Annotated in this window: 20 protein-coding genes and 1 pseudogene; 4 read left to right on the top strand and 17 right to left on the bottom strand. The window is 58.0% G+C overall.

What is annotated here, in order from left to right; genetic code table 11:
- Together ACR0JX_RS11295 and ACR0JX_RS11300 are read right to left on the bottom strand one after the other, a co-directional pair.
- On the bottom strand, nucleotides 1-1,293 hold the full coding sequence (locus ACR0JX_RS11295) for a glycosyltransferase family 4 protein (protein WP_480543900.1): 1,293 nt from the start codon (nucleotides 1,291-1,293) through the stop codon (nucleotides 1-3).
- A gap of 219 nt (nucleotides 1,294-1,512) precedes the next feature.
- A complete protein-coding gene (locus ACR0JX_RS11300; protein WP_480543901.1) occupies nucleotides 1,513-3,009 on the bottom strand; it encodes a glycosyltransferase in 1,497 nt (498 codons plus the stop codon).
- A 145-nt stretch (nucleotides 3,010-3,154) separates the two neighbouring features.
- Here ACR0JX_RS11300 and ACR0JX_RS11305 point away from each other — a divergent pair.
- Nucleotides 3,155-3,817 (top strand): annotated as a pseudogene (locus ACR0JX_RS11305) (IS6 family transposase); the annotation flags it as partial.
- 34 nt (nucleotides 3,818-3,851) lie between these two features.
- On the opposite strand, the gene ACR0JX_RS11310 reads toward ACR0JX_RS11305, so the two are convergent.
- From ACR0JX_RS11310 to ACR0JX_RS11360, 11 genes are all read right to left on the bottom strand, one after another.
- Nucleotides 3,852-4,469 carry a LysR family transcriptional regulator gene (locus ACR0JX_RS11310; RefSeq protein ID WP_480543902.1) on the bottom strand — a complete coding sequence of 206 codons (618 nt, stop codon included), beginning with the start codon at nucleotides 4,467-4,469 and terminating at the stop codon, nucleotides 3,852-3,854.
- A gap of 83 nt (nucleotides 4,470-4,552) precedes the next feature.
- Entirely contained in the window at nucleotides 4,553-5,542 is a 990-nt protein-coding gene (gene bhcD, locus ACR0JX_RS11315) for an iminosuccinate reductase BhcD (RefSeq protein ID WP_480543903.1), read from the bottom strand.
- Between the two features lie 15 nt (nucleotides 5,543-5,557).
- Nucleotides 5,558-6,721, bottom strand: a complete 1,164-nt coding sequence (bhcC, locus tag ACR0JX_RS11320; RefSeq protein ID WP_480543904.1) for a 3-hydroxy-D-aspartate aldolase BhcC — start codon at nucleotides 6,719-6,721, stop codon at nucleotides 5,558-5,560.
- Between the two features lie 10 nt (nucleotides 6,722-6,731).
- A complete protein-coding gene (gene bhcB / locus ACR0JX_RS11325) occupies nucleotides 6,732-7,706 on the bottom strand; it encodes a beta-hydroxyaspartate dehydratase BhcB (protein ID WP_480543905.1) in 975 nt (324 codons plus the stop codon).
- Nucleotides 7,707-7,717: 11 nt separating this feature from the next.
- Nucleotides 7,718-8,908 (bottom strand): L-aspartate--glyoxylate aminotransferase BhcA, encoded by a 1,191-nt coding sequence (gene bhcA / locus ACR0JX_RS11330; RefSeq protein ID WP_480543906.1) that lies wholly within the window; start codon nucleotides 8,906-8,908, stop codon nucleotides 7,718-7,720.
- Nucleotides 8,909-9,223: 315 nt separating this feature from the next.
- Nucleotides 9,224-10,444, bottom strand: a complete 1,221-nt coding sequence (locus ACR0JX_RS11335) for an aminopeptidase P family protein (protein ID WP_480544120.1) — start codon at nucleotides 10,442-10,444, stop codon at nucleotides 9,224-9,226.
- A gap of 165 nt (nucleotides 10,445-10,609) precedes the next feature.
- On the bottom strand, nucleotides 10,610-11,821 hold the full coding sequence (locus ACR0JX_RS11340) for an ABC transporter permease (protein ID WP_480543907.1): 1,212 nt from the start codon (nucleotides 11,819-11,821) through the stop codon (nucleotides 10,610-10,612).
- Between the two features lie 5 nt (nucleotides 11,822-11,826).
- Nucleotides 11,827-13,101, bottom strand: coding sequence for an ABC transporter permease (locus ACR0JX_RS11345; RefSeq protein ID WP_480543908.1), 1,275 nt, complete (start codon nucleotides 13,099-13,101; stop codon nucleotides 11,827-11,829).
- 72 nt (nucleotides 13,102-13,173) lie between these two features.
- The gene (locus ACR0JX_RS11350) at nucleotides 13,174-14,265 is read right to left on the bottom strand and encodes an extracellular solute-binding protein (protein ID WP_480543909.1); all 1,092 of its coding nucleotides are present in this window, start codon (nucleotides 14,263-14,265) and stop codon (nucleotides 13,174-13,176) included.
- 102 nt (nucleotides 14,266-14,367) lie between these two features.
- Nucleotides 14,368-15,456: an ABC transporter ATP-binding protein gene (locus ACR0JX_RS11355; RefSeq protein ID WP_480544121.1), complete on the bottom strand. Its 1,089-nt coding sequence runs from the start codon at nucleotides 15,454-15,456 to the stop codon at nucleotides 14,368-14,370.
- 234 nt (nucleotides 15,457-15,690) lie between these two features.
- Nucleotides 15,691-16,551, bottom strand: coding sequence for a helix-turn-helix domain-containing protein (locus ACR0JX_RS11360; RefSeq protein ID WP_480543910.1), 861 nt, complete (start codon nucleotides 16,549-16,551; stop codon nucleotides 15,691-15,693).
- Between the two features lie 353 nt (nucleotides 16,552-16,904).
- Here ACR0JX_RS11360 and ACR0JX_RS11365 point away from each other — a divergent pair, with 353 nt between their 5' ends.
- On the top strand, nucleotides 16,905-18,095 hold the full coding sequence (locus tag ACR0JX_RS11365; protein ID WP_480543911.1) for a sterol desaturase family protein: 1,191 nt from the start codon (nucleotides 16,905-16,907) through the stop codon (nucleotides 18,093-18,095).
- 13 nt (nucleotides 18,096-18,108) lie between these two features.
- Here the strand turns inward: ACR0JX_RS11365 and ACR0JX_RS11370 are convergent, their stop codons facing one another.
- Nucleotides 18,109-19,755, bottom strand: a complete 1,647-nt coding sequence (locus ACR0JX_RS11370) for a sulfatase-like hydrolase/transferase (protein WP_480544123.1) — start codon at nucleotides 19,753-19,755, stop codon at nucleotides 18,109-18,111.
- A 240-nt stretch (nucleotides 19,756-19,995) separates the two neighbouring features.
- Between ACR0JX_RS11370 and ACR0JX_RS11375 the strand changes: the two genes are divergently transcribed.
- Nucleotides 19,996-21,687 carry a thiamine pyrophosphate-binding protein gene (locus ACR0JX_RS11375; protein ID WP_480543912.1) on the top strand — a complete coding sequence of 564 codons (1,692 nt, stop codon included), beginning with the start codon at nucleotides 19,996-19,998 and terminating at the stop codon, nucleotides 21,685-21,687.
- 67 nt (nucleotides 21,688-21,754) lie between these two features.
- Here ACR0JX_RS11375 and ACR0JX_RS11380 read toward each other — a convergent pair whose 3' ends face one another.
- Nucleotides 21,755-22,141 carry a winged helix-turn-helix transcriptional regulator gene (locus ACR0JX_RS11380; RefSeq protein WP_480543913.1) on the bottom strand — a complete coding sequence of 129 codons (387 nt, stop codon included), beginning with the start codon at nucleotides 22,139-22,141 and terminating at the stop codon, nucleotides 21,755-21,757.
- A 137-nt stretch (nucleotides 22,142-22,278) separates the two neighbouring features.
- Here ACR0JX_RS11380 and ACR0JX_RS11385 point away from each other — a divergent pair, with 137 nt between their 5' ends.
- A complete protein-coding gene (locus ACR0JX_RS11385) occupies nucleotides 22,279-22,995 on the top strand; it encodes a glutathione S-transferase family protein (RefSeq protein ID WP_480543914.1) in 717 nt (238 codons plus the stop codon).
- On the opposite strand, the gene ACR0JX_RS11390 is transcribed toward ACR0JX_RS11385, so the two are convergent.
- Nucleotides 22,996-24,312, bottom strand: coding sequence for an HlyD family type I secretion periplasmic adaptor subunit (locus tag ACR0JX_RS11390; RefSeq protein ID WP_480543915.1), 1,317 nt, complete (start codon nucleotides 24,310-24,312; stop codon nucleotides 22,996-22,998).
- On the bottom strand, nucleotides 24,309-26,033 hold the full coding sequence (locus ACR0JX_RS11395; RefSeq protein ID WP_480543916.1) for a type I secretion system permease/ATPase: 1,725 nt from the start codon (nucleotides 26,031-26,033) through the stop codon (nucleotides 24,309-24,311). Before ACR0JX_RS11395 ends, ACR0JX_RS11390 begins: the two co-directional genes overlap by 4 nt.
- Nucleotides 26,034-26,079 lie beyond the last annotated feature (46 nt).

A 26,079-nucleotide genomic window follows, 5' to 3' on the forward strand; every position in this document is an offset into this window, starting at 1 on the left:
TCACTTTCCCGCACGCACCTGTTGGAGCTGGGGCGGTTTTTCTGCTGTGATCAGATGTTCCAACAGGTCATCTGTCACATCCTCCCAAGATCGCAATCGCGGCTTTTCCGCAGTGATACGAGCTCGCAAACCCAGGCTGTGGGCCTTATTCTGCGTCAACCCTGTGATGTGGGTGGCCAGAGTACTGGGATCGTCAGGATCGAAATACAGCGCGAGGTCGCCGCAAACCTCCGTCAACGCTGGGACATCCGTGCAGATGACGGGCGTACCGCACCAGAGCGCTTCCCCAGCCGGCAACCCCCAGCCTTCCATCCGCGACGGCAGAACGAGGGCACAAGCACCCCGGTACAGCGCAATCAATTCAGCCTGCGTTGGCTCATTGCAGATCTCAATGAACGGACGGAGCGAGGCCAAACGCGGGCTTTTTAGAGTTTTTCGGGTGGTGCGTCGCAAGCTTCCGGCCAGCACCAAGCGAGGTACCGGTTTGCCCTGGCTCTGCATCTGCAACAACGCTTCGAAGACTACCTCGAGGTTTTTGCGGCCCATCGTCAGCCCGACGGTCAGCAAGTAACCCTGCTTGGGCAGAGTTTTAACGTTTTCACCGGTATAGTCCTTGCATTCATGCGCCAGTTGGACGGTGCGAATATCCGGGCCATTGGGCAACAGGCCCTGTTGTGTAAAGTGCAGTATCTCGGATTTGGTGAACTCGGAATTCGCCAATACCAGACTGGAGCAGGCAAGGATGGTTCGGTTGTCGTCCAGAAACTTGCCTGGAAAATACGCCGTCTTGTGACCGAACTTTTTGTGCAACGGGATCAGGTCATGCAGCAATGGAACCACCGCTAGCATAACACCTTTTCGCCGCAAGGTTTGGATCGCATCCGAAATGATCTTGGGACGAGACGCTGACACAAGGGTTTTGTCGGTCATATCGATCGTGTCCGGCGCAAATTTGGCCCGCCGCCAGTTTGCCTGGTTGCGCTGTTGCATCAGGGGCCGCAATGCTTTCAGTAGCTTCCGGGTCACAGATCCGTATTGATCATGGGTTGACCGAATGCGGTACTCGGAAATCCCCAAGGGCACCGCTAGATCGACCTGCCCATTTTGGTCCGTCTGGGGTTGTATCTCGATAAATCCTTGATGAGCATAGGAAAAAACCGCGAATTGAACACGGTCATTGCGTCGAGCCAGGACCTGAGCAATCTCCTCAACCACGCGTAAAATTCCATACATGCGGAATCGCCCGGTTGAGGCGCGAAACACCTCGGTCAGATCAAACACCAGTCCACTCATCAATTATACGCTATTCCTAAAGATGCGGTCCGCATTCTGCGAATATCTAGATTCAGATTGCCTATGGTATCCATCTAGATTTCAGCACTGGTTCGTTGTTCAAGCCTGCAGGTTTTGAAGCAGTTTTGAGCGTTGCTGCGCAGGTTGAGTATAAGCCTAACTTCATGTCGAATTCAAAGCCTGTTAGTTGTGTCTCGGAATTCCAGGTTTTGTGACACATCAATGCAACTTTTGCGCCTGAGAGTTGTTTGTGCCCACGGCCTTCAGCAAGTCTGCAGCAACATCACCCCAGTTGCGTAAGTTGTAATCGCTTATCTTGCGCTCCAGACTGGCGCGATGATCCGGATTCAACATCTTTGCGATAGCGCTGGCAATACTGGCGATGTCCTCCGGATCGCAATACTCCACCATCTCCCGGCCTACCTCCGGCAGAGAACTGACGTTTGAGACAACCGCCGTCTTGCCGTAAGCCAGCGCCTCGCCGACGGGCAGCCCCCAGCCCTCGTAAAGCGAGGCCATAACCGTGAACATACATCGCCGATATAGCAGATCGAGCAGCACATCATCCGGTGTTTCGACAATCTGTGCATAGCCATAAAGATGACCTGTCGCCTGCATGGCCTGCTCAAAATCATCCCGCATGATCCCCGGTTTGCCAGCAAAAACGATCTTAGGTAGGTTGCAACATCCACTGTCCAACAGCGATTTCCATGCCATCAGAATACGCCAGTTGTTCTTACGGGCTTCAATCGTGCCAACGCACAAAACAAACGGCCCTGCCAAAATGGTGCGGACTTCATCCGCCAAGTCGCGGCAGTCATATGCGTCTGGATAGGTGCCCACGAGTTTTGAGGGCTGGGGCAACGGATCTGCCTGGTCGGGAATACTCAGTTTAGTTTGCGCCAGAGGAACAATCCCGACTGGTACCGACACCTCATGACGATCAACGAAAGTGCTGAGGTCCCTAAATGTCGCCTCGGAATTGACCAGAAACTGATCACTGATTCTCGCGGCACCTTCGAGCCAGTCAAAAAACAAGGTGGGCGCGTGATCAAAGCAAAGCTGCGGCCGGACCAGCGGTATCAGATCATGGACGAAAACAGAGATTTTTAACCCGAGTCTCTTTGCCTCGCCATAGGCCTGAACGTGCCGGGGGTGGTTTGAGAAATCCAGCACGATGAAACGATCGTCCGGAGTCGCAATGTCTTGCAATCTCTCGGTTCCGGCCGCTGAGACACCCGCAGTTTTTTGCCGAGTTCTGATGCTTCGCCAGTCGGCGGCCGTTATCCCGTATTTTCGGAGCTTGTCGTCTTTTCCGAGCCACCCCAACACGTCCAATCGCGTGCGATGAAACAGGTATCGTGCTCTATTCCGGCGGTACTTCCGTAACGGTGCTACGGGTTCAATCGACGTACGGTGCGGATGAAAGAACCGGCGCGCCTTAATTGGATTCGTGAAGGTATTTGCAGTCAGAGCGTCAAAAGGCATACACTTCAACGCGCCGCTTTTACCTTCACAATAGGTTAGATAAACTTGATGCGACGGCGCTATAGTCGAAAATCCGCTGACAATTTCGGTCAGGGCTCTCTGAATCCCAGAATAATGCGCGTTGCGCTGCAAAAAGTCGACCAAACCTGAAACATCAAAGAAGAACTTTATAGGCGGCCCTGACGACATATTGGCGGCGAGTTCACGTGTTTTTCCACGCTCGGACATAGACAACCTGCATCGAAACCAAAGCTGCTGCCACTAAACACATTTGACCCTGCAGTGACAATCGGTTCCCCGAGGGGTTCCGTCGCAAACTTTCGGCCATTGACGAGTGAATGACTGTCGGTCGTATCAAGTCGAAAGCCCGCTCATGATTTCCTTCAAAGGTGCACAGTATCCGAAAGATGTGATCCTATTCGCGGTATTCTTCTACGTTCGATACGGCATTTCCTACCGCGATCTGGAAGAGATCATGGCAGAGCGAGGTGTTTCCGTCGATCACACAACGCTGAACCGCTGGGTGACACGGTACTCTTGCGCAATCGCTGAAACGGCACGCCGCCGCAAAGGCAAATGCAACCGCTCCTGGCGAATGGACGAAACGTATACTATAGTAAAGGGATCATGGGTTTACCTCTACCGAGGGGTCGACAAACACGGCAAAACTTTCGATTTCATGCTTTCACACCGTCGGAGCAAGCCTGCCGCCACCAAATTCTTCACCCGGATGTTGGAGCTCATTGGTCTACCGCAAAAAATTGTCGTTGACAAAAGCGGAGCCAAAACAGCTGGTATCAAGGCGATCAACAATATGCTGAAAGGCATTGGCTGCCCGATCTCGATTGAGATGGTGAGGTGGAAATACCTGAACAACATCTTGGAACAGGACCATCGTTTCATCAAAAGACGCGTCCGGCCAATGCTAGGGTTCAAGGCGTTCGCTGCAGCGGCGGCAACCCTCGACGGAATCGAAGTGGCACACATGATCCGCAAAGGTCAAATCACGCCCGGAGTCTGTCCGTTTCGGCAATTTGCAAGAGCTGGCCGCTTAGCCCGCCGGTACAATGCTATCGCTGTCGCCAGTCAAAACTTCGCAACAGATCCCGGTTTGCCCCTGTCTTATCCGAGCGCGCGTTATCAAAACCGCAGTCGGAATGACAGTTGGGAGCAAAGTTTGCGACAGAATGGGCCGTGATCAGTTGCATCGGTTCCTCGACCAGCGTTCGAAAGATGACGCCCTGAGGCATCACCGAGGGTCTGGTAACCAGAGCTGCATCCAAATTTCCGCGCGCGAGTTCCGCCAATAGCGTACCGGTGAGGCCGGGTTTCAGATGCAGACCCAGTTTAGGTTGTTGCGCCTTCAGTCGGGCCATGGCCTGCGGGGCCAGACCTGTCAGCGTGGTGCGCAGGACACCAAGCCGTATGGTACTGGCTAGCTCGCCTTGTTCATGAAGTGAGGGCACCAAACTGTCGTAATCCGCGATGATCTTGCGGGCTTTTTCGACCACTTGATGCGCGATCGGGGTCAGCTCGGGCGTGCGGGTGCTGCGATCAAACAGGGTGACCCCAAGATCAGCCTCAAGCACTTGCATCTGTTGGCTGACAGCGGCGTGGGTGACATGCACCACATCTGCCGCCGCGCTGAAGGTTTTGGTATCTGCAATCGCCACAAGTGTGCGCAGCATTCGGATGGTCACAGTCGGCACCTTTGAACTGAGAGGTGCCAACAGGTTAACCTGTTTTGGGGCCGTTTTGAAAAGGCTTGTATCTAGAGAATGGCGCGTTCCGCCAGCCCGGCCTCATCTGCTAGGCGCGCTGCGACCGAGGCGACGGCCAGGTCTTGCAGACCGACGCCGGTGCCGTCGAACAGCGTGATCTGGTCATCGCTGCTGCGTCCCGGATGATCGCCGTTGATGACGGCCCCGATGGGGGTGATCTGATCTTCGGTCAAGGTGGCGTTTGCGATGGCATGTTGCGCCTCGCCCAAGGTTACGGATTGTGCGACCTCGTCGGTGAAAACGGTGGCCGAAGCCACCAGCGCGGCATCGACCTCTTGCTTGCCTTTGGTGTCGGTACCCATGCAGGCCAGGTGGGTGCCGGGTTTGATCCAATCTTTCATCAGCAGTGGTTCAAAGGCAGAGGTGATGGTGATGATGACATCCGCCTGTGCGCCCAGGTCTTCTTGACTGACCGCCTCGAAGTCCAGACCCAGCTCGGTCGCGACTGCGCCTAGGCGGGGCAGCATCTCGGGATGGGGGTTCCAGGCGACGACTTTTTCAAAGTCGCGTTGTTCGGCAGCGGCGCGCAGCTGGAAGGTGGATTGATGGCCTGCGCCGACCATGCCCAGCACCTTGGCATCTTTGCGCGCCAGATGGGCGATGGACACAGCGGATGAGGCCGCAGTACGAACAGCGGTCAGATAGTTGCCGCCGACCAGAGCCGACAGACGTCCGGTATCGGGGTCGAACAGAAAGACAGTGGATTGATGGTTGGTCAGCCCCTTGTCCATGTTACCCGGCCAGTAGCCGCCGGATTTGACGCCCAGCACCCGACCGGCGCGGTCGAAGCCGGATTTGAAGCCATAGAGCGCGTCGGCATAGCCGATGGCCTCGCGGATGACCGGGAAGTTATAGGCGTCGCTGCGCGCCATAGCAGCGAAGACGTCTTGCACGGCTACGAATGCCTCGGCGCGGCCAACCAGTTGCTGGCAGAGGTCTTCTCCGACGATCAGCAGGGGTTTGTCAGTCATATCTTTCATGATCCTTTCCCCGGTTCAGAAGGCTTTACCGCGCGCGGAGACCGGCCAAAGCGCTTCAACTTTGCCGTTCCGAACACCCACATACCAATCATGCACATTGGCGGTCGGGTCGCAGTGACCGGGCACCAAATGCAGCTTGTCATTGACTTTCAGAATCCCGTCCGGGTCCGACACGACGCCGTGTTCGTCCGAGCATTTGATGTATTCCACATCCGAGCGACCAAAGATCACCGGCAAGCCGCTGTCGACGGACTGGGCTTTAAGGCCGGCATCCACGATGGCCTTGTCGGCCTTGGCATGGCTCATGACGCTGGTCAGGATGAAGAAGGCGTTCTCCCACTCTCCTCGGTCGATGCGATTGCCCTGTTCATCGAGGATGCGGCCATAGTCGGCATCCATAAAGGCGTAGGAGCCGCACTGGAGTTCGTTATACACGCCCGAGGTGCTTTCGAAGTAGTAAGACCCGGTGCCGCCGCCGCCGACGATGTCGCAGTCCAGCCCCTCGGCCTTGAGCCCGTCTACGGCGTCTTTGACCTGTGCCACGGCGATGTCGATCTTGGCTTTGCGATCCTCGTAGAGGTCCATGTGCTGCATCGCACCCTGATAGGCCTGGATGCCAGCAAACTTGAGACCCGGGGCTGCGTCGATGGCTTTGGCGATAGCGATGACCTCGGGCGTGGTGGTCACGCCGCAGCGGCCTGCGCCGCAGTCGATCTCGACCAGACATTCGATCTGGGTGCCGTGGCGCTGCGCGGCCTCGGACAGGTCGGCGACATTGTCGATATCGTCGACGCAGCAGATGGTCCGCGCACCCAGCTTGGGCATCCGCGCCAACCGGTCGATCTTGGCCGGGTCACGCACCTGATTGGACACAAGCACGTCCTTGATGCCGCCACGGGCAAAGACTTCGGCCTCGGACACTTTTTGGCAACAGACACCGCAGGCGCCGCCCATCTCGACCTGCAGCCGCGCCACGTCGACGGATTTGTGCATCTTGCCATGCACCCGGTGGCGCATGCCGTGGGCTTTGGCGTAATCGCCCATTTTCTTGATGTTGCGCTCCAGCGCGTCCAGATCCAGCACCAGCGCCGGGGTCTGGATCTCGGATGCGTCCATGCCGATGGCGGCGGGAATGTCGTAGCCGACTTCGAGTTGCTCGATGTTTACGGGCTTGTTCATGATGTCCTCCTCAACCCTTGATCCAGGGCAGTTTGTCCAGATCCACATTGCCGCCGGTGATGATCACGCCGACGCGTTTGCCTTTGAAGACCTCGGGGTGTTTCAGGATGGTGGCCAGCGGCACGGCGCAACTGGGCTCCATCACGATGCGCAAGTATTTCCAGGTGATCTTCATCGCCGCGATGATCTCGTCTTCGCTTGCGGTGTGGATGTCGCTGACGAAGTTCGACACGAAGTGCCAGGTGTTTTCCTTCAGTGGCACTTTCAGCCCATCGGCGATGGTGACCGGCGCGTCATCGGCGATGATGTGACCGGCCTTAAAGCTGCGATAGGCGTCATCGGCCTGTTCCGGCTCCGAGGCATAGATATTCACCTCAGGGGCCAGGTTCGACAGGGTCAGGCAGGTGCCCGAGATCATGCCTCCACCGCCGATGGGCGCAACCACCGCGTCCAGCCCATCGGTCTGTTCCAGCAGTTCCGCTGAACAGGTCGCTTGCCCCGCAATCACGCGCGGGTCGTTATAGGGATGCACGAACTCGCCACCTGTGCGCGCCTGCACCTCGGCAAACACCGCCTCGCGCGAGGTGGTCGAGGGCTCGCATTCGGTGATGATCCCGCCATAGCGGCGTACCGCGTCTTTCTTGGCTTGCGGCGCTGTGCGCGGCATCACCACGTTGCAGGGGATGCCCCGGCGGCCAGCGGCATAAGACAGGCTGAGCGCGTGGTTGCCGCTGGAATGTGTGCAGACCCCGCGTTCGGCGGCCTCATCATTCAGGCCAAAGACCGCGTTGCAGGCGCCGCGCACCTTGAAGGCCCCGGCCTCCTGAAAGTTTTCGCATTTGAAGAACAGCTGCGCGCCTGTCAGATCGTCCAGATAGGCCGAGCGCAGCAGCGGTGTGCGGTTGATATGCGGCCTGATCCGCTCATGCGCCTCGCGCATATCGGCGATGGTCAGGCAATCGGCAGTGGTCATCGCGTCAAGCATCGGGGCCCTCCTTACGCTGCGGATTTCATTGGGGCTGCGTGGCTTGCACGGAAGTATTCCTGTGCCGCCGCAACACCGCTGCCCAGCTTGATCGGATAGTCCAGATCGGCCATGGCCATTTCGATTGTGGCCAGACCGGACAGAACCATCACATCTGTCAGGCTGCCTAGATGGCCGATACGGAAGGCTTTGCCGTTCATCTCTCCCAACCCGATGCCGAAGCTGACGCCATAAGCGTTGAAGGCATGATCGGTCAGCGCATTGCTGTCGAAGCCCTCGGGCACATAGATCGCGCTGACCGTATCCGAGTAGAGCTCGGGCGACTGCGCCACCAGTTCCAGTCCCCAGGCTGAGGTCGCCTTGCGCACGCCTTCGGCCAGACGGAAGTGACGGGCATAAACATTGTCCAGGCCTTCTTCGAAGAGCATTTTCAGGCTTTCGCGCAGGCCGTAGATCAGCTGTAGCGGTGGGGTATACGGAAAGCCCCCCGACGCGTTTGCGTTTATCATGTCACGGAAGTCAAAGAAGGTGCGCGGCAGCTTGGCCGTTTCCATCGCTGCCAGCGCCTTGGGGCTGACACACAAGATCGCCATTCCGGTGACTAGCATGAAGCCCTTCTGCGAGCCCGAGACCGCAATATCAACACCCCAGTCATCGAATTCGAATGGCATCGAGGCCAGAGAGCTGACGCAATCCACAAACAGCATCGCGGGGTGACTGCAGCCGTCCAATGCCTTGCGTACGGCGGCGATATCCGATCGCACACCGGTGGCGGTTTCGTTATGGGTGACCAGAACGGCCTTGATCTCATTGGCTTTGTCGACGGCCAAAGCCTCGGCAAACTTATCCGCCGGCGCGCCGCTACCCCAGGCGCATTCTATGATCCGAACATCCAGCCCATGACGTTGGCACAGGTCGATCCAGCGGTGGCTAAACATGCCATAGCGGGCGACCAGAACCGTATCGCCGGGGCTGAGCGTGTTGGTCACTGCGGCCTCCCACCCGCCAGTTCCGCTGGCAGGGAAGGTAATGATCTGTCCGGTCGTGGTGCCGAAGACTGTTTTGGTGTCTTCCAGAACCGGCGCGAAGGTCTCAACGAAATCCGGAGCGCGGTGGTCCTGAGTCTGTACCTGCATCGCCAGGCGCAAACGGTCGGGGATGTTGGTGGGGCCGGGAATAAAGACCGGGTTCTGGTTGGACATTGTCGCTTCCTCCGCTTTGAGAAGAGTGTCCTATCCGGTGGTCAGAACTGCAATTTTCTCGAAAATGTTTTTTGGGAGGATAGGAAGTCGCGTAAATCACTGGAAATGAAAGAAAGCTTAATTTTTCATTTTGATGGGATAAAATTGAGTGAATTAAAAAATGCGTGTGAGGCGAGCAAATTTTAGAAAGTCTGCGCGAGATTGATCTCGGATTCGTTCGTGATGTTTGTGGTTTGATAGCTGTCGCGTCCAATGTCTTTTTTGCGCAAGAGCAGTTAGGGAAGATAGGCGGGGCCGGGGCCCCGCCTAAGCGCTTTAGGCACCGATGATGTTGTGGCCCGGGCCGTAGGGGAAACCGGTGATGTTTTCGGCGCCATCCTCGCCCACGACCAGAATGTCATGTTCGCGATAGCCGCCCGCGCCGGGTTGGCCTTCGGGGATCCACAGCATCGGCTCGATTGAGACGACCATGCCGGGTTCCAGCACTGTGTCGATATCCTCGCGCAGTTCCAGACCGGCCTCGCGCCCGTAGTAGTGGCTGAGGATGCCGAACGAGTGGCCGTAGCCGAAGGAGCGGTAGTCCAGCAGGCCTTCCTGAGCGAAGAAGCGGTTGATCTCGGCGGTGATGCCAGAACAAGTTGCGCCGGGTTTGATCAGGCTGAGGCCAAGCTCATGCGCGGCCACATTTGCCTGCCACAGGCGCAAGCTTTCGGCGTCGGGCTCGCCCAAGAACAGGGTGCGTTCCAGTGCGGTGTAGTAGCCCGAGATCATCGGGAAGGTGTTCAGCGACAGAATATCGCCCTTTTGCAGCGCGCGTTTGGTGACCGGATTGTGGGCGCCGTCGGTGTTCAGACCTGACTGGAACCAGACCCAGGTGTCGCGGTATTCGGCCTGCGGATAGGCGCGGGCGATTTCCGCTTCCATTGCGTCGCGGCCTGCCATGGCAATCTCGATCTCGGTTGCACCTTCACGGATCGCGGCGTGGATGGCGGCACCCCCTACATCGGCGGTGCGCGCGCCGCCTTTGATCAACTCGATCTCTTCGGCGGATTTGACCATACGGGCGGTCATGGTATCGGGTGCGATATCCACCAGTTCCGGTGCATCCAGCATACGCAGGGCGGTATCGCGGGCGGCAAGCGTCATGTGGTCACCTTCGATGCCGACGCGTTTCGCGCCACCGATCAGGCTGGCCACGGCGCGCCAGTAATTGTCGCGCTGCCAGTCGGTATAGATCACATTTTCATCGACCGAGCGACGCCAGGGCTGACCCGCATCGATATTGGCGGACACGGTTGTGCAGGCATCTTGCGTGACGACGCAACCATAAGGACGGCCAAAGGCGCAGTATAGAAAGCCCGAGTAGTAGGCGATGTTCTGCATCGAGGTCAGCAGCACGGCGGGAATGTCCCGTTGTGCCATGACGGCCCGCAGCTTGGACAGGCGGCGGTCGTATTCACCTTGGCTAAAGGGCAGGGGGGCCTTTTCACCATTGTGGCAGGTGAAGAATTCGGGGCGATTGGATAGGTCTTTCATCATACGGTCTCTCATCTATGCCGGGAAAAGCAAGAACCCGGCCACATGTCCCGGCGTTCAGGACAGGCGGTCTCGGGGTCCGAGAGCCGATCACCCCCGTAAGTGCCGCGACGCCATCGCAGCGGGGGTGAACAAGGAAATCGTTAGATCAGACGGCGCGTTCCGTCAAGCGGGGGAAAGCCCCCGCAAACGTTCCGAACGACGGCGCAGTAGCTCGACCGTTGTCAGCAGTGCGATGGACAGAACCACGAGGATGGTGGCGACGGCCAGAATGGTCGGGCTGATCTGTTCGCGCAGGCCGGTGAACATCTGCCAGGGCAGGGTTTTCTGGCTGGCGGATCCCACGAACAGGACGACTACCACTTCGTCAAACGAGGTGATGAAGGCGAACAGCCCGCCCGAGATCACGCCCGGCAGGATCAGCGGCATCTGGATCTTGAAGAACGTCCGGACCGGACCTGCACCCATATTCGCTGCCGCACGCGTCAGCGAACGGTCAAAGCCCACCAGTGTTGCGGTCACGGTGATGATGACGAATGGAATGCCAAGTACGGCATGGGCTAGAATGACCTTCAGATAGCCCACGAAGTTCTTGTTCATGCCCAGCGTGCCTTCCAGAAAGCGGCCAATGTCGCTGTAAAAGAAGAACATGCCAGTGGCCGAGATGATCAGCGGCACGATCATAGGGGAAATCAGGATACCCATGATGGCGCGTCGTCCCGGCACGTGGGATTGGCTAAGGCCGATGGCGGCCAGCGTACCCAGCGTGACCGAAAGAACCGTCGCAATTGGTGCGATGATCAGCGAGTTCTTGAAGCTGCGCTGCCATTCATTGTTGGTAAAGAAGTCGCGGTAATGCTTGAGCGAATACCCCTCGGGGTCGAGCCGCAGCATTTCCGGCGTGAAGGTAAAGAAGTCTTGCGCGTTGAACGACAGCGGCAGAACCACAAGGATGGGTGTGATCAGGAACACGAAGATCGCGCCGCAGATCACCCGGAACAGGTAGTGATAAAACACCTGTTTCGCGGTCAGGTAAGGCAGCAACTTCTGGCGATAGCGGCCTTCATACAGCCAATAGGTGAACCAGGCAAAAAACCACCCGCCCAGCAGGCCCAGAACGCCGCCAAGGGGTCCGGCAAGCAGGAACCCTCCGATCCCGAAGCCCAGGATGTTGATCCAGCGGGCCAGTTGTTCGTTTTTTAGGACAGTGATGTAGACCCAGGCCAGCGCGGCGATCAGGGCGGCGCCGATCAAAATACCCAGGAAAATTGACCCATTGCCTGCGCCGACAAAGACGCCGGCAAAAGCCCCGGCCAATGCCAAGCTGGGCAGGACCATCGAAAGCGGTTTGCGGGATATCGGAGTAAGTGCGGCCATCTTGATTATCCCAGCTTCACGTTATCAATGCCCACGATCTTGTCGTAGCACCAGTAGAGCAGCAGCACGACCGCGAGAAGGATGGTCCCAAGTGCCGCGGCCAGTCCCCAGTTCAGCGAGGACGAGATATGGTAGGCGATCCGGTTCGAGATGAACACGCCCTTGGTGCCGCCCACGATTTCCGGCGTGATGTAGTAGCCGATGGCCAGAATAAACACGAGGATCGAGCCCGCGCCAATGCCCGGAATGGATTGCGGGAAATAGATGCGCCAGAAGGTTGTCCAGTTGGTGGCCCCCATGGATTTCGCGGCGCGGGTGTAAGAGTGCGGAATGGTCTGCATCACCGAATACATTGGCAGGATCATGAACGGCAGCAGGATATGCGTCATCGCGATGATCGTTCCAATCTGGTTGTTGATGATCACAAGTCGCGCGTCATCGGCCACCAGACCAAGCCAGACAAGGGTTTCGTTGATCACCCCCTGTTGTTGCAGCATGACCTTCCACGCTGAGGTTCGCACCAAGAGCGACGTCCAAAACGGCAGGAGAACCAATATCATCAATATGTTCGACACGCGCATCGGCAGGGTCGCCAGCAAATAGCTAACCGGGTAGGCCAGCAGGATGCAGGAGGCGGTGATCACCAGCGACATGAACAGGGTCCGGCCGAACAGCTTGATCAGGATCTGCTTGTCTTCGGGCTGTGACTGCGCGCCCTCGGGCGTGCGGCGCATATCAACCGCATTCAGAAAATAGCCATTCGTCACTGCAGGCGAGTGCGTCTTGATGACCGCCCAGGTGTTGGGCTCTCCCCAGCCGTCGTGGATTTCGATGACCTGATCCTTGAACGGCCCGTCTGTTTCGGGGTCCAGCTTATTGATCTGACGACCGGACCGGCGGAACATCGAAGACATGCCTGTTTCTTCGTAGTTCAGACGCGAGCCCAGACGGGTATGCGTTTTGTTGTCGATGGCGACAACCATGTCGCGGACAAAGGCGTCATAGACGGCCTCGTCCGGCAATTCACCGGATTTTTCATCCCAGTCGCCTAAGGCCTGAACCGTCAGCGGCAGGGTTTCGGCGACAATGCTGTTTTCGACCGAACGGAACAGCATCGAGGCGATAGGCACGATGAAGGAGAACATCACAAACAGAAGCAGCGGGGCGATCAGCATCAAAGCCCTGAGCTTTTGCCGCCGCAATGACCGCGCCAGTGACTGTTTCAGCGGCGTACCGTCTGCAGCCAGCATTGGCCCTGCGTTTTCGCTTGCGTCCGTCATCATTGTACCCTGCGTTGTCTTGGTCTGGGGGCGGCGCACCGCCCCCTACGGATTTATGACGTCAGGTCCGGCTTATTGTGCCAGCCACGCCTGGAATTTGGCGTCGATGTCATCACGGTAGTCGGCCCAGAACTCGTAGTTATACAGGAATGTGTTCTTGGCGTTTTCCGGATCGGTCGGCATATGCGGTGCCATGTCGATGCCCAGATCGGCATGCTTGCCAACCAGCGGTGCTGACGAGGCGCGGGCCGGGCCATACGAGATGTACTTGGCCTGATCTGCCAGACGCTGTGTGTCGGTTGCGAACATAATGTAGTCCAACGCACGCTGCTGACGCTCTTCGCTCAGACCGGCGGGAATGATCCAGCCGTCCAGATCGAACACCTGCGCGTCCCACAGCATGGCGACGGGCTGGTTCTGCTCTTCGATGACGCTGAACAGACGACCGTTGTAGGTGGAGCCCATGATAACTTCGCCATCGGCCAGAAGCTGCGGCGTGTCGGCACCGGCAGACCACCAGACAACGCTGTCCTTGATGGTGTCCAGCTTGGCCAGCGCCTGGTTCTGACCTTCTTCAGTGGCCAGCACGTCATAAACGTCGTCCTTGGCAACGCCGTCACAGATCAGAGCCCATTCCATGTTGTTGATCGGGCGCTTTTCAAGCGAACGCTTGCCTGGATAGGTTTCCAGATCGAAAACCGCGCAGACATCGGTGGGCGGAGTGTCGCCAACCAGGTCGGTGCGATAGCCGAAGGTCGTCGAGTAAACGATCTGCGGGATAAAGCAGTCGCTGACCAGCAGGTCACCGAAGTCTTCCGAAGCTGGTGTGCCATCGGGTGCCGGTGCCAGCATGGTATCCGGGTCGATTTCCAGTGCCAGACCTTCGTCGCACAGGCGGATCGCATCAGCGGCAACCACGTCCACCACATCCCATGTGATGTTGCCCGCTTCGTTCATGGCGCGCAGTTTCGCGACCGCTTCGGCCGAGCTGTCATCATTCAGGATGGTGACGCCGGTCTTTTCCGAATAGGGCTCGTGATACGCTTTTAGCTGAGACTTCGAATAAGCACCGCCCCACGAGACGATTGTCATCTCTTGAGCTGAAACGGCACCAGCAGCCGTCGCAAGCGCGGCCACCGTCAGTAGTGTCTTTGTCGGTTTCATATGATACTCCCAGTAAGTCCCGTTTGTTGTAGTGTCAGCTGGCGCACGGGTTTTCGCCAGCCGGTCCCTCGGTGAAACCGCGCTTGTACTGCGCGGTTTGGTCTATGCGTCAAGCGCACGACAATCCTTAGCCAGCCAGCCAATGTCGATCTCTTGGCCGGGCTGAAGGCGAATGGCATCGGGGGCGTTGCGCGTCTTGACGATGAACTCGTCATTCCCGGCAACCGACATACGGAAGCGGAACACATCACCCATATAGATGAACTCTTTGACCGTTGCCTTCAGCGTATGCGCATCGGCATGCAGACGGTCCTTGTTGAATTCGACGCGTTCGGGTCGGATGGACACTTTGGTCCGATCACCCGGGGCGTTCACATTAATTGGAACTGCGTCAATCTCGGAGCCGTCATCCAGCTGCACAACGCAAGCGCCACCATCAATCGACTTCACCACGCCTTCCAGCGTATTGTTTTCACCGATGAACTGCGCGACGAAGCTGTTTTCGGGTTCCTCATACAGCTGATCCGGCGGAGCCAACTGCTGAATGCGGCCATCATCGAACACTGCAACCCGGTCTGACATGGTCAGAGCCTCGGTCTGGTCGTGGGTCACATAAACCGTTGTAATGCCGAGCTCATGCGCAAGGCGGGTGATTTCGAACTGCATATGCTCGCGCAGCTGTTTGTCCAACGCGCCCAGCGGTTCGTCCATCAAGACCAGCTCGGGCTCAAACACCAGCGCACGCGCCAGTGCGATCCGCTGTTGCTGACCCCCGGACAGTTGCGCCGGGCGACGCCCGCCAAAGGCCCCCATCTGAACCATATCCAGCGCGCGTTTGACCTTTTCCTCACGCTCGGATTTGCCCAGCTTGCGCACTTCAAGCGGGAACGAGAGGTTCTCGGCCACGGTCATATGCGGGAACAGGGCGTAGTTCTGAAAGACCATGCCGATGCCACGCTTGTGAGGCGGAATGTTGTTGATCGGTTTGCCATCCAGAAGAATTTCACCATGGGTGGCGGTTTCAAACCCGGCCAACATCATCAGACAAGTTGTCTTGCCCGAGCCCGAGGGGCCCAGCATGGTCAGAAATTCACCTTTTGGCATGGCGAGGTTAAGGTCTTTGACGACGAGGTTTTCGCCATCATAAGATTTTTGAACGCGTTGGAATTCGACAAACGCGGCGTCGTTCATAGATTCGGTCACAAGACCCCCTGTAGCGTCAAATGATTATCCGCGTTTTGCGGATTTCATTGATCTGTCTGAAAGATTTAAGACCAAGGCGGTTACGTAATGCAACAACAAATCTTGGATTGAATAACAGCGATCAAAAAATGTTAATCTCACGAACAATTTGATCAAAAATTGTCGCCTTGGCGAACAAATTCGACACTTGGCGAGTCGAACGCTGCTTGTTGTGCCGACCGTTTAGGGACTGTTCGCATTTAACGTCATTGTTCTCTCTAGATGTTGCTTTCTGAACGCCGTTGGTGTTGTTCCAGTTTGATCCCGAAACGCGCGGTTGAACGGGCCGAGTGAAGAAAAGCCGACATCGAAGGCGATGCTAAGGACAGTGCGGGCCTCCATTTCGGGTTCGGTCAGTAGTTTTTGTGCCTCGGTGATGCGGAACGTGTTGACGTAGCTGGGAAAGTTCCGGTGCCCCATGCCCTGATTGATCGCGGCCCGGATGCGATGCTCTGGCGTGTGCAGATGCGCCGCAAGCTGGGCCACGGTCAGCCCCTCGTGACGCCACAACCCTTTTTCCATAGCTTGTTGAATGCGTTGTGCCAAAGCTGCCTGGGTCGGGTTGGCCGGTGCGTTTTCCGAAGCGCCGCATGGCGCGGTGCGCCAGATATCCGGGCGCAAATATGCCGACCAAACAAGAAACGACGCCGCTGACAGGAATATAACGCCCGCTTGCAGGACAAACAGCCCGCGCGGCATTGTGCGGTCCAGTTGCAGGATCTCAACGGCGGTGATGACGCTGGCAAGGCCCAGAACCCAGACCAAGAACCACCGCCGGAATCGGCGGCGCTGGGCGATCAGGTCATTCGCGTCCCCGCGTATCACCACACTGAGCATGTGAAAAAGCAGTACAAGCGCAGCGATGCCACGCAGTGCCGCGATCCAAATGTGCAGATGTGACAACCAGGCCGAAGCGACAACTATAACGGCAAGGCTGATCTGCCATGGTCTTACATCCGCTTGATCCTGAAATAGCTCCAGCGCAGCCCAATACAGCAGAACTGGTACCAGTGACGCCACCCAGATCAGTACGGTCTGTGCCATCGGGTGCAGCGGGATATCTGGTGTGGATACGATCAGGTAAGGGCAAAGGCACAAGCAGAGCGTTGCCACAGAAAGGTTTTTTCTGTTTACGCGACCGCTGAGGAAAATACAGGCGCATAAAACAAGGGCGCCGAGGGCGGCACCTCTGAGAAAGATATCAATCAGCGCAAGATCGGGCATTCTGATCCCAACAGAACGGGCGTTTCCTGTCCGGGTCAACGGTATGGGCTGGTCGATCTTAAAAAACCCTAGCCGATTCTTAAGAAAACCCGCTGGTCTTTGAAATCGACAGGTCATGTGCAGTCGCGCGTGCCAAGCCTTTGCTCGTATCCATTCAGACGACGGAGCCTATTATGTTGACCTTTTCGAACATCATGACCCTTTATGCCGAGGTGTTTGGTGCAGACCTTCTGCGCTATGTCATCGGTGCCGGCGGCACCTATCTGGCGATCAATATCCTGCTGTCACGCCTCTTAAATCGACAGAGGATCAGGCCCACGGACCCACCCAAGGGACAAATCAGGCGCGAAGTATTGGCCAGCTTGCGCACGGTTCTGATCTTCGCGGCTGCCGGGACGTCGATCGCGTTGGGCGCGCGGGCTGGTTTGATGACGATATATCCCGAGGTCGCAGATCGCGGGTGGTGGTATTTTCTGTTCAGCGTGGCCGCGCTGATCATCTTGCACGACGCATGGTTTTACTGGAGCCATCGCCTGCTGCACCATCCGCCCCTGTTCCGGCGGTTTCACCGGTTGCATCACAGGTCGCATCAGCCGACGCCTTTCACCTCGTACAGTTTCGACGTGGGCGAGGCTGTCGTGAACGCGATCTACCTTCCGCTTGTGTTGATCATATTGCCCGCGCATCCCGTCGCGTTGTTCATCTTTGTGACCCATATGATGCTGCGTAATGCGTTGGGGCATTGCGGGGTCGAGGTATTCCCGGCCCGGCCCGACGGGCGGCCAGTTTTTGGCTGGCTGACCACCGTCACGCATCACGATCTGCACCACGCTCATGCGCGGTACAATCTGGGCCTGTACTTCTCATGGTGGGATCGGTTGATGAAAACCGAGCATCCGCAATATCATGAGAGTTATGCCCAAACTGCGCCGCGCCTGTCGCGGGCCCGGCTGGGCATCGTTGGTCTGATCGTCGCGCTAGTTGCGGGATTCCTGGCCGACCGGGCGCAAGCGTTTGATCTGGGCGGCAGCTATGCCTCGCCGGGTTTGGGCGTGGTGGTTCGGTTTGAAAATTGCCCCTCAGATTCGGCTGCGACCTGTGGTCGGTTGCTATGGGTCTGGGATCAGGCCGATACGCCGCATGCGCGGATCGGTGATCTGATCCTGACCGGTTTGAAGTTCAACGGTGAAGTTTGGGAGGGTCAGTTGCGCGACCCGGAAACCGGGCGTGTGTATCGGGGAACGATTCAAAGCGCCTCGGCCGTCAGCCTGAAGCTGCGCGGCTGCGCGGGCATCTTCTGCGACAGTCAGACATGGCACTCGACGCGACATCTTCAAAGTGTATTGGGTCGCCTCGACCCCTGATCTCAGGTCTTGTTTAGCTGTCCTTAGGCGTGAAGTTCTGCGACACCGCCCCACGATATTTTTCCATAAGCTCATCAGGAACTTCGGTCCCATCGACCAGAAACGGCAGAATGCCCCGGCGCAGTGACCGACCGCGCATCGCATCCAGATCGGCGTCGGACCGGGTGACCCGCTGCGACATGCGCCGCCCCCATGTCGCCAGCATGCCATACAGGCGGTCGATCTGATCTGTGTGGCTGTCTGTTTTGGCCAGGTCGTTGAACTCGTTCGGATCGTTTTGCAGATCGAACAACATCGGGCGGAACCCGCCCTCGGCATGGATCATCTTGAAACGGCCGTCAAAGACCATGAACAACCGCGCGTCCGGGTTCGAAAGCCCAAGCGCCTGACGCATCGGCGTAAGGCAATAGTCATATTCGCTGATCACGAAGTCGCGCCAGTCAGGTGTTTCCCCACGCACCCACGGCATCAGGCTGCGGCCTTCGAGGATATGGCCTGCCGGTTCCCCACCTGCGACCTCAAGGAAGGTGGGGGCCAGATCAATCTGTTCGACCAGCGCATCACAGGTGGTGCCGCGCGTTCCGTCTGCTTCGGGACGCGGATCGTAGAGGATCAGAGGCACTTTCACGGATTGCTCGTGGAACAGATCTTTCTCACCCAGCCAGTGATCGCCCAGATAGTCGCCATGATCCGATGTCAGCACGATCATCGTGTTCTGCATCTGGCCCGTAGCTTCCAGGTGGTCCAGCAGACGGCCAAGGTGATCATCGCATTGCTTGATCAAACCCATATAGGCCGGGATGACCTTTTGCCGGGTCCCTTCCTTTTGGAAGGCTGCGGCGATTTTGTTATTCATGAACGCGGCGTAGACGGGATGGGGGTCGTCCCGCTCGACCTTGGCCCGCTTGGCCGGTGGCACATGGGCCGGGCCGTACATGTCGTGGTAGGGGGCGGGTACGATATAGGGCCAATGCGGTTTGATATAGCTGACATGGACGCACCAGGGCCCCTTGGCCTGATCAATGAAGTCAATTGCTCGGTCGGTCAGCCAGGGGGTTTCGCTATCTTCCTCGCGTATGTTGGCGGCTTTGTCGGCGTTTTGGAACAGCCAGCCGCTGGCGATCTCACCATCTTCGACCCCAGCATTGGCATGATTGGCCCAGGGGTTTTGAGCCTCATAGCCTTTGGATTTGAGATAGTCGTTATAGGGCGCGGGTTTTTCGTCATAGAACCCGTCGGGTCCTTCGGCCCAAAGCCCGTCATCGCGGACCCAGACGTCAAATCCGCATTCAGCCTGCCGTGCGCCAATGATGCTGTCGGGCGACAAGCCCAAACGCGCCATTCCGGCAGCGTCGGCTTTCATATGGGTCTTGCCGATCAGCCAGCACCCCATACCCGCGCCCCTTAAGTGATCGCCCAGCGTGACCTCGCCGACGCGCAGCGGATACCCGTTCCATTGCGCACCATGGGACGAGGCATAGCGCCCGGTATAACAGCTCATCCGGCTGGCCCCGCAGATCGGCGATTGCACATATGTGTTGGTGAAACGCACGCCCATCCGTGCAACCCGGTCAAAGTTCGGTGTATCCAGATGAGGGTGCCCGGCGCAGCTGAGATAGTCGAACCGCAGCTGGTCATACATGATGAACAGGATATTCATGGCAGCCTTCAATGATCCTCTCCTTAAATCCTGCCAGATCAGGGGGCTGGTCTTTGCAACGAGGGGTGATAAGCGGGTTATCAGATGATCCTGGCCTGGTCAGTCGAATAATTTTCCCAATTCATGGATTTCCGGATTTACCTGCGACGCCTTCTTCGGCCAAGTTGGCCGCGACAGGAACGCCATCGATGTCGGTCTGACGCGTGCGTTTCAGAGGACGAATCGAAGGAAAAGCCCGAGATGACAGAACGGAACGGTGGCGTTGTGCTGGTGGAATGCTTGCAGGCGCTGGGCGCGCAGCACAGTTTTGGTGTGCCGGGTGAAAGCTATCTGGCGGTGCTTGATGCACTGCATGATACCGGCAGCGCACGGGCCGGGGCCAATGGTGCGCTGGATTTCACCCTGTGCCGGAACGAGGGTGGCGCGGCCTTTATGGCAGCAGCCTATGGCAAACTGACTGGACAGCCCGGTATCTGTTTCGTCACACGCGGCCCGGGGGCGACCAATGCCTCAATCGGGGTGCATACGGCGATGCAGGACAGTGCGCCGATGATCCTGTTTGTGGGTCAGGTGGGCACGGATATGAAAGGGCGCGAAGCGTTTCAGGAGATCGACTATCGCGCCTATTTCGGAGCCGTCGCCAAATGGGTGACCGAGATTGAAGCAGTCGACCGTATTCCCGAGATCATCGCCCGCGCCTGGACCACGGCTATCTCGGGCCGCCCCGGTCCGGTCGTCGTTGCCTTGCCAGAGGATATGCTGACTGCCGTCACCGATGTGCCCGCGCTGACCGGCTCGGCGGTTGTACATGAGCCCGGCCCAACGCCCGACGCCATCGCTGGTGTGATCTCGGCCCTGTCCGGTGCGGATCGCCCGTTGATCCTGATTGGCGGCGGGGGTTGGCGCGTCGAAGGCAGTGCCGCGTTGCAGCGTTTTGCCGAACGCTCTGACATCCCCGTTGTGGCCGCGTTCCGGTTTCAGGACCTGTTTGACAACCATTCCCCCAGCTATGTCGGCGATGCCGGAACCGGAATGACACCGGCCACACGGGCGCAGATACAAGGCGCGGATGTGATCCTGGCCATCGGCGTGCGGTTCGGAGAGATGACAACCGAAGGCTACACTTTGCTGAGCGTGCCCAAGCCGGAACAGAAGCTGATCCATGTCCACGCCTCGGACCGAGAGCTTGGCAAGGTCTACATTCCCGATCTGGGTATTCAATCCGGTCCGAATGCCTTCGCAACCGCCCTGTCCGAGCATGTGGCGAGTGGAGGATGGGCAGATTGGCGCGCACAGGCACATGCGGATTACGAGGCTGGTTTCGACCTGCCCGACCTGCCCAGCCCGGTGGATATGGGCAAGGTCTCGGCCTATTTGCGGGATCGACTGCCCGATGATGCAATCCTGACCAATGGCGCAGGGAACTTCACCGTCTGGCCGAACAAGTTTTTCAAATACGGCCCTCAACAACGCCTGTTGGCCCCGCAATCCGGTGCGATGGGGTATGGCCTACCCGCAGCCGTTGCCGCGAAAGTGGCACATCCAGAGCGAACCGTTGTTTGCTTTGCAGGGGACGGGGATTTTCAGATGAATTGTCAGGAGCTTGGGACCGCCATGCAGGCAGGTGCACAACCCATCGTGCTGATCCTGAACAATGGCACCTATGGCACCATCCGAATGCATCAGGAAAAAACCTATCCCGCCCGCGTTTCAGGGACCACGCTGGAAAACCCCGATTTCGCCGCACTCGCCCGGTCTTATGGCTATCACGGCGAACGGGTCGAACGAACCGAGGATTTCGAGGCCGCGTTTGAAAGGGCGCTGGCGTCAGATACAGGGGCTGTTCTGGACCTGAACATCTCAGCCGAAGCGCTGACCCCAAGGCAGACCCTCAGCCAAATGCGTGAAGGGGCGCAGAAGGCAGGGTCATAGGTCAGGTGGCCCAGCCGCCTAAATCGCACAGGACCGCTGAGATTTCTGAGTGGCCGACAGAACGCGGTCAGACCTTTGGCGTATCAGTTTGGGCGAATGCGGGCGGCAACTGATCGCTCCACTTTCTGAGTTCGTCCAGAAAACCAAGTGCGGTGGTGCCCAAGGCGGTAATCGAATATTGCACCGAAATGGGTGCGGTATCCATCACTTGCCGGTGCACAAGGCCTTGATGTTCCAGCTGCCTGAGCCGCTCGGTGATCATTTTCTTGCTGGCGCCGCCAATCATGCGGGACAGGTCATTAAATCGAACGGGTCCATCCTTGAGATGCCACAGGATCGACCCGGTCCACTTGCCGCCGATAATCCGCATTCCGCGCTCGATCGCGCAGGGCTCGGCACAGGCGTTGCTTACGACGCGTCGCCCGTTTTCATCCTGTTTCACAACTGCCTGCATTCTTTGAACCCACAAGTTGGACTAGGTTACTAAAAGTATACTGGTTGCTTTTTGATCTCTCAATCCTCAGATTTTGCAGACAACTAAACTGATCCTGGTCAGCCTGTCCTGACATCTGAAACATGCCGAGGATAACCATGTCTCAACCCGAAATTCATCTGTACACCGCTGGCACCATGAACGGCTACAAGCCTGTCATTTTTTTGGAAGAAGCGGGCGTTCCATATGATCTGACCCATATCAACTTTTCAAAACAAGAGCAGAAGACGTCGGAGTTTCTGGCCCTCAACCCCAATGGGAAGATCCCGACAATCGAAGATCGATCCGAAGGGCGTGCAATCTTTGAAAGCGGCGCGATCCTGTGGCACCTGGCTGAAAAATACGGAAAGTTCCTGCCCCTAGATCCAACCAAACGATCCGAGGTTATGCAGTGGATGCTGTTTCAGGTCGGTCACGTCGGCCCGATGATGGGGCAGGCAATGTATTTCCAGCATATTGCTGCCCCCAACGGCCACGAGGAACCGTTTTCCATCCGCCGTTACGTCGACGAAAGTCGCCGCCTGATGGAGGTTATGAATGATCGGCTTGAGTGTCGCGATTGGATCGCGGCCGGAGAATACACGATTGCGGACATGATGTTATATCCTTGGGCGCGAGCCTATGTCTGGGCACGGGTTAAGGTGGATGATCTGCCGCATCTGAACGCCTGGTTTGATCGGATCGATGCGCGCCCTGCGGTTCAGAAGGCGCTGACCATTCCAAAGGCGAATCCACAGTTTTGGGATGCCGATGCAGATGCCAGCGCTTTCGCGAAGGAAAACGCCGCCCGGTTTTCGGGTGATGTCAAAAACTGATCATTCGCGGAAAGCGCGGTTGAAATAGTCGGCCATCGGTTTGACCAGATAGGACAGCGGCGTGCGTTCATCGGTCTTGATCATCGCCTCGACCGGCATGCCGGGCAGAAGAACCTGACCGTTCAGCCGTTCGACCTGTCCTTCATCAGGGACCAGCTCGGCCCGGTAGAAGGTGAAGCCGGTTTGCTCGTCGGTGAATGTATCGGCCGAGACGTTGATCACGTGGCCGTCAAGTTCAGGCGTTTCGCGCTGGTTGAAGGCGGGAAAGCGCAGGGCAACAGGTTGGCCCACATGCAGTTGGTCCACATGGATCGCATCCACCCGTGCGGCGACCAGCAATGGCGTGTCCTGCGGCACCACATACATCATCGGCTCAGCCGGCTGGATTACCGATTGCAGGGCAAAAACCTGACTGCCATAGACCGTGCCCGAAACCGGGGCGCGAATGTCTAGACGGGACAGGCGTTCCGTCAGAGACAACCGCCGTTCTGACAGTTCCGCGACCTGCGATTGCACGTCGCGAAGGGTGGTAATCGCCTCTTCCCGTCGGGTGGCGTCCAGCTCAACGATCCGAATTTCGGTCGCGGCGATCTGTCCTTTGAGCCGGGCGATTGACGCCTCAAGACGCCCGATCTCACCGCTCAGACTGGCCTCTTCCCGTTGCAGGGCCAGGACCCGGCTGGCCTGTGTCAGGCCGCGGCTCAGCAGGCTTTGTTGATCTTCAAGCTCCTCGCGGATCAGCTCGACCTGCAGGCGGAGCGAGACCAGCTGCGCCTCGGTGCCGTCAATCTCACTTTCGGTTTGAACCAGCTGTTTTTTCAGCTGATCGGTTTGCTGAGTCATTGTATTCAACCGCGCCTCGAACAGGCGTTGTTGACCTTCGATCAGGTCGCGCTGGATGCCATGGTCTTGCTGAACGCCGTCCAATTGAATGGCCAGGTCTTCGGGGGTGGCGCTGTCCCGTTCTGCTTCCAGCCGGGCACGGCGGGCGAGAAGTTCGAACAGCTGCGCCTCGACGATGGTTTTTTCCGAAGACAGGAAGGTATCGTCCAGCCGCAAAAGCAGATCGCCGCTGGACACGACCGCACCGTCGCGCACAAAAATCTCGCCTACGACGCCGCCATCCGGGTGCTGCACCACCTGACGGTTGCTTTGCACCTCGATCGAGCCTGAGGACACAATTGCACCCGCCAGTTGGGTGTATACCGACCAGATACCAAGACCGCCGACCAGAATGGCAAGGGCCAAGAAACCCACAAATGCTGGCACTGTGATCCGCCAAGGAGTGCGCCCACTGGTTTTCGTCTGCTCGGTCATCCGGTGTTCACTTGATTGAGATTGCGTTTGATGGCACCTGCGTTTTGGACCATCGCGTTCAACACCTCGTCACGGGTGCCGAACTTGACCAGCTGTCCCTGTTCGACAACCGCCAAAGTATCACATTCCGAGATCGCTTGAGGTCGATGGGTCATGATGATGGCTGCTTTTCCCGCCTCTTTCAGCCCGCGCACTGCAGCGTTCAGCGCTTCGGTTCCATCCGCATCAAGGGCAGAGTTCGGCTCGTCCAGGATCAGCAGCACCGGGTCGCCATACAAGGCCCGCGCCAATGCGATGCGCTGTTTCTGACCGCCCGACAGCTGGCTGTCATTGCCTTCCAGAAACGTGTCATAGCCCTTCTCCAAAGACAGGATCAGCTCATGCGCGTTGGCCTTTTTGGCCGCCTCGACCACAGCCTGCGGATCGGGGTTTTGCGACATGCGGGCGATGTTTTCCGCGACCGAGCCGTTAAACAGCGTCACCTGCTGTGGCAGATAACCAATATGCTGACCCAGATCGGTGGGGTCATATTGATCCAGTGTCGCGCCGCCCAGCCGAATTTCCCCGGCGGAAGGGAGCCAAAGGCCCAGCAACGCCTTGGCCAGCGTGGTCTTGCCTGATCCGCTTTTGCCGATCACCCCAAGCGCCGTTCCGGGGTCCAGATTCAATGTCACATTGCGCAAGGTCGGTGCCGCCGCGCCCGGTGGGACCACGGTCAGCGCCTTGGCGGCCAGGCGTGCCCCAGGTGTCGGCAGCTTGGTGCGGTTGGGTTCGGGCGGGGTCTGGTCCAGAAACTGGTTGAGCGAGGTCCAGGCGGTGCGCGCCTTTTCGATCATGGACCATTGCCCAACGGCCTGTTCGACAGGAGCCAGCGCCCGACCCAGCAGAATAGAACCCGCGATCATCGCACCGGGCGACAATTCGTTCTGCAACACCAGCCAAGCGCCAAGCGCCAACATGGCCGATTGCAAAAACAGCCGCAGCGATTTGGTCAGTGAGGTGAAGCTGCCTGTCCAGTCACTGGCCGCGATCGTCTGACGCAGCGCATCAGTGCGCTGGTTCATCCAGCGCAGGGTGACATCCTGTTGCATCCCCTGGGACCGGACAACCTCGGCCGCTTGTCGGGCATGTTCCGAGAAGGAGTTGGCCCGCGCCGATGCGGCCTGCGCCTCGGCCACCTTGCGGCGGGTCAAGCCCTGGTTCAGCAAGGCAATGACGATCAAAAGCCCGCCACCTGCAACGGCCAGCCACCCCAGAAGCGGGTGGAATATGAAAATCGCAGCCAGGAACACCGGGGTCCACGGGATGTCCATCACTGCAAGCAGCACAGGCGACGAGCACAGGTTCTGGATCGACTCAAGATCGCGCAAAGCAGTCGCTGGGGCCGAGCGGGCCTGCGGGTTAAGTGACCGCCGCAACGTGGCATCGAACACCCGTTCATCCAGCTTGGATTGAAACCGCGCGCCAAAACGCGCAACGATGCGACCGCGGGCAAAATCCAGCATCGCCATCAGCGCATAAAGCAGCGCAACAAGGATAAACAGGGCTGTCAGCGTCTCAACCGCGCGCGAACTCAGCACCCGGTCATAGACCTGCAACATGAACAACGGTCCGGTCAGCATCAGAAGATTGACGAAGATGCTGAACAGGAAGGCCAAAGCCAGAAAAGTTATCCCCTGATTGCGCACGATGCGCAATTCATGGCGTGGGGCGGGCGACATTCTGTGTTCGGGTCTCAAGCTGCATTCCACATCAATCAGGTCCGGC

It is taken from the genome of Ruegeria sp. AH7, from assembly GCF_056541325.1.

Coding starts and splice junctions, on each gene's coding strand:
- ACR0JX_RS11385 (WP_480543914.1), top strand. CDS start 22,279: ATGTCTCAACCCGAAATTCATCTGTACACCGCTGGCACCATGAACGGC.
- ACR0JX_RS11395 (WP_480543916.1), bottom strand. CDS start 26,033: ATGTCGCCCGCCCCACGCCATGAATTGCGCATCGTGCGCAATCAGGGG.
- ACR0JX_RS11350 (WP_480543909.1), bottom strand. CDS start 14,265: ATGAAACCGACAAAGACACTACTGACGGTGGCCGCGCTTGCGACGGCT.
- ACR0JX_RS11340 (WP_480543907.1), bottom strand. CDS start 11,821: ATGGCCGCACTTACTCCGATATCCCGCAAACCGCTTTCGATGGTCCTG.
- ACR0JX_RS11365 (WP_480543911.1), top strand. CDS start 16,905: ATGTTGACCTTTTCGAACATCATGACCCTTTATGCCGAGGTGTTTGGT.
- bhcD (WP_480543903.1), bottom strand. CDS start 5,542: ATGAAAGATATGACTGACAAACCCCTGCTGATCGTCGGAGAAGACCTC.
- bhcA (WP_480543906.1), bottom strand. CDS start 8,908: ATGTCCAACCAGAACCCGGTCTTTATTCCCGGCCCCACCAACATCCCC.
- ACR0JX_RS11300 (WP_480543901.1), bottom strand. CDS start 3,009: ATGTCCGAGCGTGGAAAAACACGTGAACTCGCCGCCAATATGTCGTCA.
- ACR0JX_RS11335 (WP_480544120.1), bottom strand. CDS start 10,444: ATGAAAGACCTATCCAATCGCCCCGAATTCTTCACCTGCCACAATGGT.
- ACR0JX_RS11345 (WP_480543908.1), bottom strand. CDS start 13,101: ATGACGGACGCAAGCGAAAACGCAGGGCCAATGCTGGCTGCAGACGGT.
- ACR0JX_RS11355 (WP_480544121.1), bottom strand. CDS start 15,456: ATGAACGACGCCGCGTTTGTCGAATTCCAACGCGTTCAAAAATCTTAT.
- ACR0JX_RS11360 (WP_480543910.1), bottom strand. CDS start 16,551: ATGGCACAGACCGTACTGATCTGGGTGGCGTCACTGGTACCAGTTCTG.
- bhcB (WP_480543905.1), bottom strand. CDS start 7,706: ATGCTTGACGCGATGACCACTGCCGATTGCCTGACCATCGCCGATATG.
- bhcC (WP_480543904.1), bottom strand. CDS start 6,721: ATGAACAAGCCCGTAAACATCGAGCAACTCGAAGTCGGCTACGACATT.
- ACR0JX_RS11370 (WP_480544123.1), bottom strand. CDS start 19,755: ATGAATATCCTGTTCATCATGTATGACCAGCTGCGGTTCGACTATCTC.
- ACR0JX_RS11380 (WP_480543913.1), bottom strand. CDS start 22,141: ATGCAGGCAGTTGTGAAACAGGATGAAAACGGGCGACGCGTCGTAAGC.
- ACR0JX_RS11295 (WP_480543900.1), bottom strand. CDS start 1,293: ATGAGTGGACTGGTGTTTGATCTGACCGAGGTGTTTCGCGCCTCAACC.
- ACR0JX_RS11375 (WP_480543912.1), top strand. CDS start 19,996: ATGACAGAACGGAACGGTGGCGTTGTGCTGGTGGAATGCTTGCAGGCG.
- ACR0JX_RS11390 (WP_480543915.1), bottom strand. CDS start 24,312: ATGACCGAGCAGACGAAAACCAGTGGGCGCACTCCTTGGCGGATCACA.
- ACR0JX_RS11310 (WP_480543902.1), bottom strand. CDS start 4,469: ATGCTGCGCACACTTGTGGCGATTGCAGATACCAAAACCTTCAGCGCG.